At 43.9% G+C, this 15,523-nt stretch carries 17 protein-coding genes and 1 pseudogene; 10 read left to right on the top strand and 8 right to left on the bottom strand.

Annotation, left to right across the window (positions count from 1 at the left end):
• Positions 1-174: 174 nt before the first annotated feature.
• A complete protein-coding gene (locus PK654_RS19645) occupies positions 175-1,155 on the bottom strand; it encodes an aldo/keto reductase (RefSeq protein ID WP_271698999.1) in 981 nt (326 codons plus the stop codon).
• A gap of 133 nt (positions 1,156-1,288) precedes the next feature.
• Between PK654_RS19645 and PK654_RS19640 the strand changes: the two are divergent.
• Positions 1,289-2,164: pseudogene (locus PK654_RS19640) on the top strand (LysR family transcriptional regulator).
• Between the two features lie 80 nt (positions 2,165-2,244).
• Here the strand turns inward: PK654_RS19640 and PK654_RS19635 are convergent.
• Positions 2,245-2,703 carry a fasciclin domain-containing protein gene (locus PK654_RS19635; protein WP_271700727.1) on the bottom strand — a complete coding sequence of 153 codons (459 nt, stop codon included), beginning with the start codon at positions 2,701-2,703 and terminating at the stop codon, positions 2,245-2,247.
• Between the two features lie 230 nt (positions 2,704-2,933).
• Here PK654_RS19635 and PK654_RS19630 point away from each other — a divergent pair, with 230 nt between their 5' ends.
• The 3 genes from PK654_RS19630 to PK654_RS19620 are packed head-to-tail and all read left to right on the top strand — an operon-like array spanning position 2,934 to position 5,341.
• Positions 2,934-3,539 carry a superoxide dismutase gene (locus tag PK654_RS19630; RefSeq protein ID WP_271698998.1) on the top strand — a complete coding sequence of 202 codons (606 nt, stop codon included), beginning with the start codon at positions 2,934-2,936 and terminating at the stop codon, positions 3,537-3,539.
• Between the two features lie 11 nt (positions 3,540-3,550).
• Positions 3,551-3,931, top strand: coding sequence for a hypothetical protein (locus PK654_RS19625; RefSeq protein ID WP_271698997.1), 381 nt, complete (start codon positions 3,551-3,553; stop codon positions 3,929-3,931).
• A 24-nt stretch (positions 3,932-3,955) separates the two neighbouring features.
• Entirely contained in the window at positions 3,956-5,341 is a 1,386-nt protein-coding gene (locus tag PK654_RS19620; RefSeq protein WP_271698996.1) for a class II fumarate hydratase, read from the top strand.
• Positions 5,342-5,389: 48 nt separating this feature from the next.
• Here PK654_RS19620 and PK654_RS19615 read toward each other — a convergent pair whose 3' ends face one another.
• Together PK654_RS19615 and PK654_RS19610 are read right to left on the bottom strand one after the other, a co-directional pair.
• On the bottom strand, positions 5,390-7,006 hold the full coding sequence (locus PK654_RS19615) for an ABC transporter ATP-binding protein (RefSeq protein ID WP_271698995.1): 1,617 nt from the start codon (positions 7,004-7,006) through the stop codon (positions 5,390-5,392).
• 13 nt (positions 7,007-7,019) lie between these two features.
• Complete coding sequence (locus PK654_RS19610; protein WP_271698994.1) at positions 7,020-7,511, bottom strand: hypothetical protein; 492 nt, start codon at positions 7,509-7,511, stop codon at positions 7,020-7,022.
• A gap of 244 nt (positions 7,512-7,755) precedes the next feature.
• Between PK654_RS19610 and nrtS the strand changes: the two genes are divergently transcribed.
• The 3 genes from nrtS to PK654_RS19595 all read left to right on the top strand — a co-directional run bounded on the left by nrtS (position 7,756) and on the right by PK654_RS19595 (position 9,513).
• Positions 7,756-7,998: a nitrate/nitrite transporter NrtS gene (gene nrtS / locus PK654_RS19605; RefSeq protein ID WP_271698992.1), complete on the top strand. Its 243-nt coding sequence runs from the start codon at positions 7,756-7,758 to the stop codon at positions 7,996-7,998.
• Positions 7,998-8,936 (top strand): methyl-accepting chemotaxis protein, encoded by a 939-nt coding sequence (locus PK654_RS19600; protein WP_271700726.1) that lies wholly within the window; start codon positions 7,998-8,000, stop codon positions 8,934-8,936. Before nrtS ends, PK654_RS19600 begins: the two co-directional genes overlap by 1 nt.
• 157 nt (positions 8,937-9,093) lie before the next feature.
• Positions 9,094-9,513: a universal stress protein gene (locus PK654_RS19595; protein ID WP_271698991.1), complete on the top strand. Its 420-nt coding sequence runs from the start codon at positions 9,094-9,096 to the stop codon at positions 9,511-9,513.
• Positions 9,514-9,603: 90 nt separating this feature from the next.
• On the opposite strand, the gene PK654_RS19590 is transcribed toward PK654_RS19595, so the two are convergent.
• Complete coding sequence (locus tag PK654_RS19590) at positions 9,604-11,271, bottom strand: AMP-binding protein (RefSeq protein ID WP_271698990.1); 1,668 nt, start codon at positions 11,269-11,271, stop codon at positions 9,604-9,606.
• A 238-nt stretch (positions 11,272-11,509) separates the two neighbouring features.
• On the opposite strand from PK654_RS19590, the gene PK654_RS19585 reads away from it, so the two are divergent.
• On the top strand, positions 11,510-11,701 hold the full coding sequence (locus PK654_RS19585; protein ID WP_271698989.1) for a hypothetical protein: 192 nt from the start codon (positions 11,510-11,512) through the stop codon (positions 11,699-11,701).
• Between the two features lie 71 nt (positions 11,702-11,772).
• On the opposite strand, the gene PK654_RS19580 is transcribed toward PK654_RS19585, so the two are convergent.
• Complete coding sequence (locus PK654_RS19580) at positions 11,773-13,143, bottom strand: L-serine ammonia-lyase (protein WP_271698988.1); 1,371 nt, start codon at positions 13,141-13,143, stop codon at positions 11,773-11,775.
• Positions 13,144-13,428: 285 nt separating this feature from the next.
• Here PK654_RS19580 and PK654_RS19575 point away from each other — a divergent pair, with 285 nt between their 5' ends.
• Both PK654_RS19575 and PK654_RS19570 read left to right on the top strand, forming a co-directional pair.
• Positions 13,429-13,812 (top strand): nitrous oxide-stimulated promoter family protein, encoded by a 384-nt coding sequence (locus PK654_RS19575; RefSeq protein ID WP_271698986.1) that lies wholly within the window; start codon positions 13,429-13,431, stop codon positions 13,810-13,812.
• Between the two features lie 44 nt (positions 13,813-13,856).
• Entirely contained in the window at positions 13,857-14,330 is a 474-nt protein-coding gene (locus PK654_RS19570; protein WP_271698984.1) for a LabA-like NYN domain-containing protein, read from the top strand.
• A 13-nt stretch (positions 14,331-14,343) separates the two neighbouring features.
• Here the strand turns inward: PK654_RS19570 and PK654_RS19565 are convergent, their stop codons facing one another.
• Positions 14,344-14,529, bottom strand: coding sequence for a DUF2986 domain-containing protein (locus tag PK654_RS19565; RefSeq protein WP_271698983.1), 186 nt, complete (start codon positions 14,527-14,529; stop codon positions 14,344-14,346).
• Between the two features lie 71 nt (positions 14,530-14,600).
• Positions 14,601-15,410 (bottom strand): EAL domain-containing protein, encoded by an 810-nt coding sequence (locus PK654_RS19560; RefSeq protein ID WP_271698982.1) that lies wholly within the window; start codon positions 15,408-15,410, stop codon positions 14,601-14,603.
• Between the last annotated feature and the right edge of the window lie 113 nt (positions 15,411-15,523).

Below are 15,523 nucleotides of genomic sequence, written 5' to 3'. Positions count from 1 at the left end.
TATAATCTGAATATATTAGGGCTGAAACAGAATAAAACGAAATGTATTGATTGAGAACCGAGATTGTTTGCAAAACGTGACATGTAAAGGGGGGAGTTTAACGCTATTCGAAACTAAGCTGATTTAGATCATCCGAAAAAGTCAAATCAGCTTAGCCTGAAAAGTTTTAAAAGCCTAAGGCAGGCGTACTCCCCTTGAAGCGACATAGAGCGAGTACCACTCTTCGCGGGTCAGATTGACTGAGACCGCTTGTGCGGACGACTTTATGCGTTCAATATTAGTCGTTCCGATCACTGGCTGGATATTGGCCGGGTGACGAAGAAGGAAGGCAAGCACTATTGCTTCTGTACCAACGGAGTATTTTTCAGCCAGTTGTTGTACATAGCGGGCAGTGTTACGTACTGATTCTGTTTCAGACTCCAGCCCTTTAGCGGCAAATTTGCCCTGTGCTAAACAGCCCCACGCCTGAAGTTGTACTCCTTGCATCTGGCAATATTCGAGGGTACCGCTCATAAAATCGTTACTGTTGTTTCCGGCTGAGTTAAACATTACACCCTGATCCAGCCAGTCCAGTTTTGCCAGGCTCATCTCTAGCTGATTGACGACCACAGGTATACCGACTTCATGTTCCAGAAACTGCATCTGGTACAGGTTCATATTCGACACACCTAGGTGGTCGAACTTTCCGTCACTCTGTAACGTTCTTAGAGCCTCTGCAAGCTCATCCATCTCTGCCAGCGGATCGGGGCGGTGCAGAAGCAGCACATCGAGTTTTTCAATATTGAGTCGTGACAGGATACCGTTCACCGACTCCGTTACCCAGTCAGCAGAAAAATCATAACGGCCGGGTGCTGATTCATCTTCAAAACGGATAGCGCATTTTGACTGAATGATCATCTGCTCCCTAAGCTCTGGAGACTGTTTGATGACCTGCCCGAAAGCTTGCTCCGCTTTACCGCGGGTATAGATGTCAGCATGATCAAAAAAGTTGATGCCGGACTCTAGTGCAGCTTCTATAACCCCTTTCGCCTGAACAATATCTGAAGTAGTCAGGGGATCACTGTTCCAGCTTCCCCCCAAGCCCATACAGCCATAAGCAATTCTGCTTGCCTCAGGCAAGGTGCTGGAAATAGGTAATGGTTTATGCTTATTCAATTTAGGTTCCTTGTATTGAGGGTCTTTAAAAAATCAGCCAGATACCCTTAGTTTATAGTTGATATTTATTATGATAATAATAAAAAAATGAAATCATTATTCACTATAAGTTAACAGTTATGAGACAACGGGAATGAGCGATTACAAACGTATTGAGAAACTAATGTTGTTTGTTGAGGTAGCAAGAGAACTCAGCTTTTCCAAAGCGGCAGACAATTTGGGCATATCAAAAAGCTATCTGTCGCAACAGATTAAATTGCTGGAAAAATCCCTTAAAATGCCGCTACTGGTCAGGACAACACGTAATGTCCGGCTGACATCGGAAGGTGAGATGGTTATGCATCAGGCAGAAGATCTAAAACGTCGTGTGGTAGATTTTGAAAATAACTTGTTAAAGCGGTCCGATGATATCAGCGGCCTAATCCGGTTAACAGCGCCAAAAATGTTTGCGGAAAGTATATTGTAGGATCTGTGCATAGCATTCAGGGAGCAATATCCGCTAGTAAATTTCGATATTTTATCCAGCTACCGTACATTTAACCTATCAGAAACCGATGTTGATTTTGCTTTCAGGGCAACCAGAAATCCGCCGGAAAATATGGTGGCGTATCACCTAAGGGACTATTACCATCCATTGGTTGCTTCGCCTGAATACCTGCAGCAAAACGGTGTACCAGTAAAGGCTAAAGATCTGGATAAACATCAGTGTCTGACCACGATGCATCAGCGTAACTGGCCGTTGGAAAGTGGTGACATTAAGGTTTCAGGATGGCTCTCCACCAACGAAAACCGGTTATTAAAAGATGCAGTATTGAGTGGTAAAGGAATCACGCGGATAGCAAGTTACTATGTAGAAAAGGAGATAGATCAGGGCAAACTGGCGCCTGTGCTGGAGCATGAAACCGGCTCGCAGGTCTCTTCGTTATATCTGCTCTACCCGCAACTTATTTATCAGTCGAAAAAATCAAAAGCCTTTATTGAGTTTGTAAAAAACCAGTTCAAACCATAAGGCCTGCCAATCATCAGCAGGGATAAAGAAAAAAGCGCAAACCTTAGGTTGCGCTCTTTGGGTTGAACAGGCTTTATCAATTACTCCGGCAGAATAACACTGTCGATGACATGAATCAGCCCGTTACTTGCGGGGATGTCCGTTGCGATAACTTGAGCTTTATCGACCATTACTTTGGTTCCCATTACGCTGATATCAACGTTCTGACCCTGAACGGTTTTGGCTTTGCTCAGGTTAATCACATCAGAGGCAGGCACTGAACCCGGAATGACATGGTAAGTAAGAATGGCGATAAGCTGATCGCGGTTTTCTGGTTTAAGAAGTGTTTCTACCGTACCTGCTGGCAGCTTTGCAAAAGCTTCATTGGTTGGTGCCAGTACGGTGAATGGTCCGTCACCTTTTAAGGTGTCTACTAATCCGGCTGCTTTTACCGCTGCGACAAGAGTAGTGAAAGAGTCATTTCCTGCAGCCACATCAACGATGTCATCTTTCATCATTGGTTTTTCGTATGCAGTACTGTTGTGAGAAGTACAAGCCATCAGAGTAAAAGAGGCCAGAGTAACTACAAGTGCTGATTTTATTTTGTTTAACATAATCCATTCCTTACCGTTATCAGAGCGTTTTGTTTAATATTCGTCCTTCAATACGCCCGCCCGGAATGTAAGGATCACTGTATTTTAAAAAAATAATAAAGGGGGAATCTTGCTTTTATTGCAAATGATAATTATTAGCATTAAGCTGAGTGGGATAACAAAAAAGGAGAAAGTTTATGTCCCATCAGTTCCCTGAACTACCATACTCATATGATGCATTAATGCCTTATATTGATGCAAAAACCATGGAAATTCACTATAGCAAACACCATCGAACCTATTACGACAAGTTTATCGCTGCAATCGACGGCAATGATCTAGAACACAAGTCGTTAGAAGAGATTTTTGCCTCAATATCAAAACTCTCTCCGGCGGTACGTAACAATGGTGGCGGCTATTACAACCACATCCTTTACTGGCAATGCATGAGTCCGGACCCTCAGGAAAAACCATCAGGCAAACTTGCGCAGAAAATGGAGCAAACCTTCGGTAGTCTGGACAAGTTTAAAGATCTGTTCGCTACCGCGGCTGTAAATACCTTTGGTTCAGGTTTTGTCTGGTTGGTAGTGGTTGACGGGGAGTTAAAAATAACGTCTACCAGCAATCAGGATAACCCTCTGATGGATATCGCTGAACAAAAAGGCCAGCCAATTCTTGCCCTTGATGTCTGGGAGCATGCTTATTACATCAGTTACCAAAACAGGCGTCCGGATTATATCAATGCATGGTGGAACGTGGTTGACTGGAAAGCAGTAGAACAAAACTATTTGTCTGCGATGTAAAGGAAATTCCAATGTCTGAACAAGCAAGGATATACAACGGTTTCTATAAATCTCAGGATAGATTTGCTACCGCTCATTGCCGTGAAGGTTTTGAACCGGATGTGATTTCCGATTACATCTACTGGGCTATGATTATTGCCAGTTATCATGAGCCGGGTTCAAAATCTGAGAATCCGCTTCTGTGTGAGCTTCACTTAAGAAAAGTGTACTCAGATCTACTGTCGGCTATATCAAACACCCGCTATACCGCAACATTCAGGCGTGTTTGTCTTGACTCGATACACACGCCACTTTTGGCTTTGAAACGTTATTACTATCAGTTTGAAAACGGTGATATTACTTTTATGGAGTTGAAGCAGCAACTTCAGTATGTTCAGGCGCCACTGGATTAAACGAGATTTTCAATAGGAACGAATATGAGTACGGAATATCGTATTGAAAAGGACAGCATGGGCGAGGTGAAAGTGCCTGCCAACGCGCTGTATCAGGCTCAGACACAAAGAGCGATTGATAACTTCAAGTTCAGTAAAAACACTATGCCTGAAGAGTTTATTGTTGCTCTTGCTTACATCAAACAGTCTGCCGCTATGGCTAACGCAGAGCTTGGCTTACTGGAAGGTGATATTGCGGCGTGCATTGCTGATTCTGCACAGGAAATTATCGATGGAAAGCACATTGCGCAGTTTCCCATCGATGTCTATCAGACAGGATCAGGCACCAGTTCTAATATGAACGCCAATGAAGTTATTGCTACATTAGCGAGTACCAAGCTGGGTGATATAGTTAGCCCCAATGATCATGTCAATATGGGACAGAGTAGTAACGATGTTGTGCCGACGGCGATTCAGGTTAGTGCTGCCTTAGCGATAGAAAAGCAGTTGTTACCCGCTCTCAACCATCTCAGTAGGGCTCTGTATGATAAAAAAACTGAGCTTAAATCTGTAGTTAAAACGGGTCGAACTCATTTGATGGATGCGATGCCAATTACCTTTGAACAGGAACTTGGTGGCTGGCAGTATCAGATAGAACATGCTGTTCAGGCGATTGAAGACAGACTGAAGTCGTTAAAAGCGCTGGCTCAGGGCGGAACAGCTGTCGGTACGGGCATTAACGCAGCGCAAGGTTTTTCTCGATTGTTTGCCGACAATATCAGTCAGGCGACCAGTGTTAAATTTACCAGTAGCGACAACTATTTTTTTAATTTAAGTTGTCAGGACGCTATTGTTTCTCTTTCGGGTCAGTTAAAAACAGCCGCAGTGGCTATGCTAAAAATCGCCAATGATCTGCGCTGGATGAATTCGGGGCCATTAGCGGGATTAGGAGAGATAGAACTTAAAGGTTTACAGCCGGGATCATCTATTATGCCCGGTAAAGTCAACCCGGTAATTCCCGAGGCGGTTGCAATGGCTTCAGCTCAGGTGATCGGAAATGACACTACCATTACCGTGGCTGGGCAGTCGGGCAACTTCCAGCTTAATGTTATGTTGCCAGTTGTGGCGTTAAATATTATTGAGAGTATTAATTTACTAAGCAATAGCGCATGTTCTCTTGCTGATAATGCTATCTGCAGCTTTAGCGTCAGGCACGACAATATCGAGGTAGCACTTAAGCGAAATCCGATACTTGTGACAGCGCTTAACCCGGTTATTGGCTATCTTAAAGCAGCAGAAATAGCTAAGAAAGCCTACCAGGAGGGAAGGGCGGTCATTGATGTGGCTGAAGAGTTAACGGATCTAAACAGAAGTGAACTAGAGCGCTTGCTGGATCCGGCTAAGCTTACACTAGGTGGAATATCCGGTTAAAAGCAAAATGGTTGCCTGAAAAGGCAACCATTGTTTCGGATAACTGCTTTAAGCGGTTTCGGAATAAAGATCTAAATCAAATGAAGCGTCGATAAGCTTTTTAGTGTAATCATGTTTAGCGTTATGGAAGATTTCATCGGCTGTGCCTTGTTCCATCACTTTCCCCTTCTGCATCACTATTACCCTATCAGACAGTGCTTTTACCACGCTAAGATCGTGGCTGATAAACAGAAATCCGATTTTATGTTTTTTCTGAATATCTTTCAGCAGATCAATAACCGTTAGCTGAACCGAACGATCAAGTGCAGATGTCGGCTCATCCAGCAGAATAAAGGATGGTTCAAGAATGAGTGCCCGTGCGATTGCAATACGCTGACGCTGACCTCCTGAAAACTCATGGGGATAGCGGTTTATGGAGTGGGGATCCAGCCTTACCTCTTCCAGTGCTTTACGTGCTTTTTGCATTCGCTGAGCTTTGGATAGCTCCGGCTGATGAACCGTCAAACCTTCAGTGATAATTTCTCCTACCGTCATACGAGGTGACAAGGAGCCATAAGGATCCTGAAAAACCATCTGAATCTCTTTTTTAAGAGCCAGTTTCTCTCTGTTTGACAGAGAATCCATATCAACGCCTTTAAAACGGATTTGGCCACTGGAAGGAAGTAAACCTATTAAGGCACGGCCCAAGGTAGATTTGCCTGAGCCTGATTCACCAACAATACCAAGTGTCTCACCCTGTTTTAGTTCCAGCGAGATACCTTTAACGGCTTCGAAATATTCGCTTTTTCTGCCAAGAAAAGCGGGTTTGATCAGGAATTGAACCCGGATATCTTTGGCTGAAATCAATGAGCTGTCCTGAGTAATGTCCGGATCTTTACCACCTTTGGGTACGGAGTTAATCAGCATTTTTGTATAATCGTCGACAGGTTGATCAAACAGCTTTTTGGTCTCTCCTGTTTCAACAATATTACCTTTACACATTACAATTACCCGATCAGCAAAGTGTTTTACTACTCCCAAGTCGTGAGTAATAAACAGGATAGCCATTCCCATTTTTCCCTGAATCTCTTTAAGCAGATTGAGTACCTCTCCCTGCACGGTCACGTCCAGTGCAGTGGTGGGTTCGTCCGCCACTAAAACATCGGGCTCATTAATCAGTGCCATGGCAATCATAATGCGTTGTAACTGACCGCCTGAAAACTCATGGGGGTATTTATTGTAGGCATTTTCCGGTTCCGGCAGTTGTACCAGTTCAAATAGCTCAAGTACTTTTTCTTTGGCCTGTTTAACGGTCACTTTATGGTGGCATAGCCTTGCTTCAGCAACCTGAATACCAACGCGCATAAACGGGTTAAGAGAGGTCATCGGTTCCTGAAAAATCATACCCATTCTGTTTCCACGGAAGTCACACATCTGTTTTTCAGAAAGTTTTAACAAGGAGGTATTCTGGAAAGAAATCTCTGATTGCGGTGACACTATTGCATTTGGTGGCAGAAGACGCATTACAGCACTGGTAGAGACAGACTTCCCTGAACCGGACTCGCCTACAATGGCCAGTGTTTCACCTTTCTCCAGAGTGAAATTAATGTTTTTTACTGCGTCAATCTGACCGTCATTAGTTGAAAAAGAGACGGATAAGTTCTCCACAGTTAATAGTGATGACATGAATTTACCTATTTTAATTAAGTATCTTAGATAGTTGTGTGTGCGTTTTACTCTGTAACAGATAAAACTGATGATGAGTTTTTTCTACGGTTTTTAGTTCAAGCATCCATTTTGCAGAACGCTGAGCGATACAGAATGCAGAGATATGCCTGTATAACTCTTCACTATGGTTATGTAATTCTGAGCAAAGCCTGCTCACCAGTGATGATGATTCCAGCGTAAGAAACTGAAAATAACCATAGGTTTGATTTAATAACTCGAATGCCGCTTTGCGCTGACCTAAGTTATTAAGAATTTCTGACTGGCTGATAGTTGAATCGCGATAACCATTTAACAGGCACATTAATTGGCAAGGCTTTGTTGATTCTGATGAGACAGCAGCTTCGATATGCCCCGGTAGATAGTTGAGCACGTCGTTATACAAATGATGAGCTTCCGGCCAGTGGCCTTCTTTGTTGAGCTCATCGGCTTTCATATAGTATGACCAGCACTGTTCAATATTCATTTAATCTACTCTGTTTACGCGAAAGCTCCATTAAAATGCAAATAGAGATTAAATGCAAATGATAACCGTTCGTATTAGAGGGAGTTTGCGATAGTACCAGTTAGGTACAGGCGATATAAGAAATGGTTATTAACTATATTTTGCAGAGAGTTGTATCTGGCGATGATAACCAGTAACCTATAAGTGAACGACTGTTCAAGGTGTTTTACAAAAAATAAATATAACTTACCCATTGAGGTTGCAGATGTATCTGATTCAGTTCTTAAAAGTGGCGCGAGAGCCTTCAATCTTAAAACGATCGATTAAGGTCTCTCTTATCGTTGGCACCATTCTTATGTTTATTAACCATGGCGATAAGATTTTTACTGGCGGTTTAGACAGCACTATTTTGTTTAAGATTCTGCTGACCTACTGTGTGCCGTTTTGTGTCTCTACTCAGGCAAGTGTATCTGCAACACTTCAGTCCAGAAAAAAGGCCGGAATATGATGAAGTTTTTCCAGAAAAGAAAGTCGAATGATCATGTTGAATTAGAAGCCAGTCAGTTTGCTGAGTTACAGCAGATCTCACAGCGCTTTGACCAGTTTAAACAGAATGATCCTACTCAGTATGCGCAGAATATTTTTGTTAATGCGGCAAATGTACATAAAGCCTCCAGCAGCCGGGCTGAATCTATTGAGCAAAGTTCTGAGTTAATTAATCACTTTATTGAGCAGTCTGAGAGCATTAAACAGCTCTCTTATCAGAGCCATCAATATTCGAGTGAAACAACTAACACGGCGGAGCAGACCATTGATAAGTTGGTTCAACTTGAAGACCAAGTGGTAATTTCTAAAGAGAAGATTTGTCAGTTTAGTGAGTTGCTCGAGTCTCTGGACGAGATTAATAACAACGTTACTCAGCTTGTTGACTCTATCAAAGCCATTGCATCACAGACTAACCTTCTGGCTCTTAACGCCGCGATTGAAGCCGCAAGGGCAGGGGAACACGGGCGCGGCTTTGCCGTAGTGGCGGACGAAGTTCGTCAGTTGGCGAATACAGCAAATCAGTCAGCGGAAAGTATCGATTCTGAAATGGCCTCAATCTCCAAGATCTCTGAAAGCATCTTTAACAAACAGAAAGAGGTGGAAGAGGTGATTGTACTGAGCTCGGAAGTCACTAAAGATACCATGGAGAGAATGCAGAACCTGATGACCATCTCTATGGAAAGTAAGGACTCTTCCAAGTTAATTACCGATGCAATTGAGGAGCAGCTTGCTGACTCAAACAGAGTAAAACAGAATATGGAAGCCTTAGTAGAAGACACTAAAGTTTCAATTAGCCTTTCAGGAGATAACCATGGACTGGCTGAGAAGATTCTGGATTCGCTTTCTTATCTTCAGTTAGAGGGTAAGACGGCACGGCAAGCTAAAACTGAGGTGATTTGATACTGATTTGTTGCTCTCTCCCTGAGCAGTGTGCTGCGTAAATAAAATGCATGGCTTCACAAATTACTGTTTTATATGCAGAAAAAATGGACCATTAATTGCCAGTTTATAGGTGTCCTGTTTATTATTAATCTGTAATAAATGAGAAGGAGTTTGTATGGATTATCAACACATTTTAGTTGCGTTGGGATCGTCAGAAGAGAGCAAAGTACTGGTAGACAGGGCAGTATCGCTGGCAAAGCTGGTGGACGCTAAGGTTTCTCTGATTCATATTGATGGTACTCATGGTGAGATCTACCCTGAACTTATCGACTTGCAGAAAGAGCACGATGGTGAGCAGGTAAACGAACGCTCAAAAGAGATGTATCAAACTTTTAGTAGTTATACCGACTTTCCCATCAGTCATTTTCTGGTAGGTACAGGTGATTTAGGCAACAAACTGGAAGATACTATTGCTGAACATGGATTTGATCTGCTGATTTGCGGACATCACCATGACTTCTGGAATAATATTATTTCTTACTCCAAGCGGCTGATAAATAAGTCGCCAATCGAGACTTTGGTGGTTCCAATCTAATCACTGCCTCAGTCGCTTGCGTAAACATGGTTTAAATGAAAAGCCCGCTTGTTAAATTAGCGGGCTTTTACTCAGAGCTGAATATCAGGTTTACTGATCTTTCAGCATCCGTCTGAGGATCTTACCGACATTACTCTTAGGCAACTCTTCGCGGAATTCGATCACTTTCGGGATCTTATAGCCGGTTAGGTGACGGCGGCAGTGCTTTTTAATATCTTCCGCCGTGACAGGTGCACTGGTTACTACGATCAGCTTAACGCGTTCGCCGGCGACTTCGTCTGCCACACCAACAGCGGCTGCTTCAACAATCTTAGGATGAAGAGTCGCGACTTCCTCGATTTCTGTCGGGAAAACATTAAACCCGGAGACCAGAATCATATCTTTTTTACGATCTTCGATATAAAAGAAGCCTTTATCGTCCATACGGCCGATATCGCCGGAGTTAATCCAGCCATCTTCGCACATCACTTCATCGGTTTCGGCTTGCTGGTTCCAGTAGCCCTTCATTACCTGAGGGCCGCGGATCTGGATTTCACCGATACCACCGGCTTGCATTGCATTGCCGTCGGTATCAACAATTCGTAGCTCCGTTCCCGGTAGAGGTACGCCAATGGATGGAACGAACGCCTGTTGAGTGTGAATACCACCGGCGACCACAGGAGAGCACTCGGTTAAGCCGTAACCCTCTACTATCGGCATACCAGTGATTTTCTGCCACTCATCTGCAACATGCTTTTGCGTTGCCATACCACCGGCAATAGTGAAGTTTGCCTTGCTAAAGTCGAGTGCTTTAAATCCGGCGTGATTGTTAAGACCGTTAAACAAAGTGTTCAGACCAAACACCATGGTGAACGGGAACTTGCTCATATCCTTAACGAAGCCATCCAGATCGCGGGGATTGGTGATCAGAAGGTTTGTGCCGCCAAAGAACATAATCAGCATCATACTCACTGAGTTGGCGAAAATATGATACAGAGGCAGAGGGGTTACCGCGTGCTCGTTTTCCAGCAGTGTTCTAGGGGCAAAGTGGGCATACACCTGAAGAACATTGGCGATAATATTTCTGTGAGTCAGCATTGCCCCTTTTGCCAGACCGGTAGTGCCGCCTGTGTATTGCAGATAGGCAAGATCATCTGCTGCTATTTTTGGCGGGTTAAGGGTAAGGTTTTTACCCTGAGTCAATGCGCGCTTAAGAGAGATAGCTCCCGGCAAGCTGTATTTAGGCACCATCTTTTTAACGTACTTAACTGCAAAGTTGACTAAAGTCCGCTTATAAGGCGCCAGTTCATCACCGATACGGGTAAGAATAACGTGTTTAACGCTGGTTTTTCCCACCACTTTTTGCAGGTTATTGCCGAAATTGGTTACCGCTACAATGGCACTGGCACCGGAGTCTCGTAGCTGGTGTTGCAACTCTCTTGGTGTGTACAGAGGGTTGACGTTTACGACCACCAAGCCAGCCTTTAATGCACCAAGGATGGTAATAGGGTATTGCAGCAGGTTGGGCATCATAAGCGCGATTCGGTCACCTTTCTTCATCTTCAGCTCGTTTTGAAGATAAGCTGCAAAAGCTGTACTTTTTTCGTCCAGTTCGCGATAGCTGAGAGAGTGTCCCATATTGACGAAGGCAGATTTGTCGGCGTTTTTGGCGAAAGTCTCTTTAAACATCTCGTTGATGTTTTGGTATTTATCTGGATTGACGTCGACAGGGACGTCGCCTGGGTAGCTGTTAAGCCAGGGTTTTGAATCAGCGTTCATGATAGCTCTCGTAATACAAAATTCTGCTGGTGCATAGAGTACCGTAATAGAATAACGAACTATAGAGTATAAGCACTATTTTGGTTTGAGTGGTGATTATATAAGCAATTGATTGATAGCAAATTTGCATAAATGAGAGGCTAACGGAATTGTTTATAAGGGAACAATAATATTTCCATACATAAGTTGTGGGTAAAGACTATGCTTAAAGAGTTCAGGGAAGCAAAGAGGTAATGTTATGGAACTAAAAAAAGACCCACGTTGCTATACAGATGTTTGTGTTGACGGGCTTTGGTATCACTATGATCATTGCGGAACGAAAGCGTATATTCTTCGTGGTGGCGCAGCGCCGCAGGTAGAACTGGCCAGAGAACCTGAAACGGAAGATGAACTGATAGAGTTGATAAAAGGGCTGAATGTTCAGTTTTAAATATACAAATGAGATTAAAAAACCGGGCCTGCAATCAGGCCCGGTTTTGCTTTTAACACTATTTAGTTTGCTTATTCACAAGGCGGGGCAATATGAATAACAGCAAGTCCGCCAAGAGAGGTCTCACGGTATTTTTTGTTCATATCTTTGCCCGTCTGATACATGGTGTCGATAACCTTGTCCAGAGAGATAAGACATTTACTGGTTCTCTTAAGTGCCATACGTGAAGCGTTTATGGCCTTCATCGCACCCATGGCGTTACGTTCGATGCAAGGTACCTGCACAAGGCCGCCAATAGGATCGCAAGTCATACCAAGGGAGTGCTCCATTGCGATTTCTGCTGCGATACAGATCTGCTCGTTACTGCCGCCGCGAAGCGCAGTAAGGCCTGCTGCTGCCATAGAAGAAGAGACACCAATCTCACCCTGACAACCTACTTCTGCACCTGAAATAGAAGCGTTCATTTTATACAGCATGCCGATAGCACCGGAAACCGCCAGAAAATCTTTAATCTGCTTAGTATCAAGCTGCTTAATAAATTTATGGTAGTACATCAGTACGGCCGGAATAACACCTGCTGCACCATTGGTCGGGGAGGTAACAACCTGACCACCGGCGGCATTCTCTTCACTTACTGCAAAGGCGAATACGTTAATCCAGTCCATGATCTCCATTGGATCACTTTCCAGTGCGCTGTTGGCTTCCAGCTTTTTCAGTAGTGCCGGTGCACGACGGGTCACATTCAGACCGCCGTCAAGAATCCCTTCGGTTTGCAGACCTTTCTCAATACAGGCAGACATGATCTTCCAGATTTGGTCAGCTTTGGAATCTATAGTTTCAGCGGCATTAAAGGAGAGCTCGTTACGCAGCACCAAACCGCCAAGACAGTAACCGTGAATTTCAGCTTGTTTAAGCAGCTCCTCGGCAGAGCGGAAAGGAAACTCAAGGGTGACTTCATCGTCACTTTTACCGTTTTTGAGCTCATCTTCAGTGGCAATAAAGCCTCCGCCGATTGAGTAGTACACCTCTTTCTCAAGCAGTTCACCCTGCCTGTCGAAGGCTGAGATGCTCATACCGTTTTCATGCAGCGGAAGGTTATCTGAGTGGAAAACGATATCGCTTTCAAAATCGAAATCTATTGTGTGTTTGCCGGAAACAGGCAGTTTCTTCGCTTCGATACTCTCTTTCATCAGCTGGTTAGCTGCGGTTATATCGATAGCATCCGGGCGGTTACCAAGTAGTCCCAAAAAGGTGGCTTTATCTGTGTGGTGGCCTTTACCTGTCAGGGAAAGAGAACCATAAAGATCAACCTTAATAGAATGTACATCAGATAACTGGTCTGCAATTAATCCGGCAAACTCAAATCCGGCGATCATCGGCCCGTTAGTGTGTGAACTTGAAGGGCCGACTCCTATTTTATAGATGTCGAAAATAGATAACATGACTTTACTCTTTATTACAAAATGGCGTATCGCTTACCACAAAATCGCGTATCGCTTATTAGAATCAGGACTGCATACTATATTTTAGACCCATGTCAGTTCAAGTTATGGCCGTCATTGGTGGGACATAGCACATGATATAAAAAAATATATGAAATTACGCTGGGTTATAAAAAGCGATTGGTTATTAACCTGAACCTGAGTGACCTACCAGCAAAATTGACGTTACTAGTAATTACGGGCGTATTCTGTATGATCGGCGAGGAAATTTAAAGGTAAAAGCGGATGTTAAAGAGCAAAATACTGACTGGTGAATTGTCGACAGAGTTTAAAACTGTATCGGCTATGATGGAAATTTACTGTAAAGCCCACCATAAGCCTGAGTCAGGTTTGTGCGATGCTTGTAAAGAGTTGTTACTTTACGCAGAAACGAAACTGGATCGCTGCCCGTACGGCCAGATTAAGCCGACATGCAATAACTGCCCGATACACTGCTATAAGCCAGAGCCGAAAGAGTCGATGAGGCTGGTTATGCGTTACTCCGGTCCGAGAATGTTACTACATCATCCGATTCTTGCTATCCGTCATCTGAGGCATGAAAAAAGGGCAGTACCGCAAGTGCCGAAATCGAATGTTTCAAACCGGCATCTTAGAATGAAAAACAAATAGCACCTGTTTCAGGCAAACATCAATAAAACAGATAAAGAGAATTTATGCAGACTGTCGCCATTTTGGTTGATGTGCAAAACATCTACTACACAACCCGGGATAAGTTCCGCAGGAACTTCGATTACAACGAGTTCTGGCGTCTGGCGACGGCAAATCGTCAGGTGATAAAAGCCAATGCCTATGCTATTGCCAGCAATCAGGAGAAGCAGCGTCAGTTTCACCACATACTGCGCGGAATTGGTTTTGAGGTAAAACTGAAACCTTTTATTCAGCGCAAGGATGGATCGGCGAAAGGCGACTGGGATGTGGGTATTACTCTGGACGCAATAGAGTTGGCTTGTCAGGCTGATGTTGTGGTTCTGGCATCCGGGGACGGAGATTTTGATCTTCTTGTACAGCGTATTATCGAAAAACACGGTAAAAAGGTCGAAGTGTACGGGGTTGAGGGGCTGACAGCCCAATCTCTGATTGATTCTGCAAGCCAGTTTAATCCCATTGACGACTGGCTACTGCTGTAACGTTTTCTGAAGGCTATTCCTGGTCTTGGTCTGACGGCTGTTCTGCCTGAGTTAACCGCTGTTCCTGAACCTCTTCAGCCTGCTGCTTTTCACGCTCCGCTTTCGAGATATAGCGGGGCTTGTTGCTCTTATGCAGCTTAGCGTTGGCTTTTTTCTGTTTCTTTTTCAGGATTTGGTTGATCTTTTTCTTACGGTTCATGGATACATCACTCTGCTAAATGAGCGCGCAAGAGTAAAGCAATTAAGCCTATAACTCAATAATCAACTGGTTTAAGCCGGGGAGAGTTCAGCGTTACTCGGCACAAACTGCTGAACATCATGCTGTTCAGGTTTGGCCAGATGGAAGCCCTGATACATGTTGATATCAAGTTGTGCAAGGCTGTTAAACTGTTCTTCGGTTTCTATCCCTTCCACAACTATCTGAGCGTTGATCTCCGCGCACAGCTTCAGAGCTTCAAGCATGGCTTGCTTTTCACCTTGGGTATAAAGGGTCAGCAACGACTTATCAAGCTTAATGATGTTTGGCTGGATTAGGTTAACCCTTTCCCGGTTTGAAGCATCCGTCCCATAGTCATCGATAGCAATATTAAACCCGAGTTCGCGTAGGTGCTTTATCGATTTACAAAGCCGTTTGTTACTTCTTGCGGCAAACTCAATCAGTTCAACCACGATTTGTTGTGGTTTGATTTCCAGACGGGAAAGCCAATCCATCAGTGGTTTAGTATTTGCAGTGCTTTGCAGAAAGATTTCGTTAGCAATGGGGAGGGTGTTTATAAACAGCTGGCTCTCGCGGAAGGGGGAGTTAGCGAAGTTGCTAATATGAATAATACGGCTGAGCTTGTCGACCATGGCTTTAGCATTAAAACTTAAACTCTCGTCCTGAAACAGGTGATCTGCGCGGATTTTACTGCCGTCTGCACCGTATACACGCAATAGCGCTTCGTAACCGATAACGGTTTTTGACGGTGAAAAAATTGGCTGAAAGCGGCTGAATAATGTCATTCCGCGATAGCTGGCATAATAACGACCGTCCTGATCTCTTTTTATAAATCTTGCAAATTTTGTCTGACCAGAAATCATATAAACGGACGTTCCGAGCGTGTAGTTTTACGTAAGTGGTTTAGCTTCGATCGTATTTAGTCCGGAAAGTTCAGTCCGGACTGAAAATAAACTGAGCCATTCTTGGTGAAGCT

This window comes from Vibrio sp. SCSIO 43137, from assembly GCF_028201475.1.
Taxonomy (GTDB): Bacteria; Pseudomonadota; Gammaproteobacteria; order Enterobacterales; family Vibrionaceae; genus Vibrio.
Note: the sequence above shows the minus strand (reverse complement) of the source record. Positions and strands in the feature narration are given on the sequence as shown.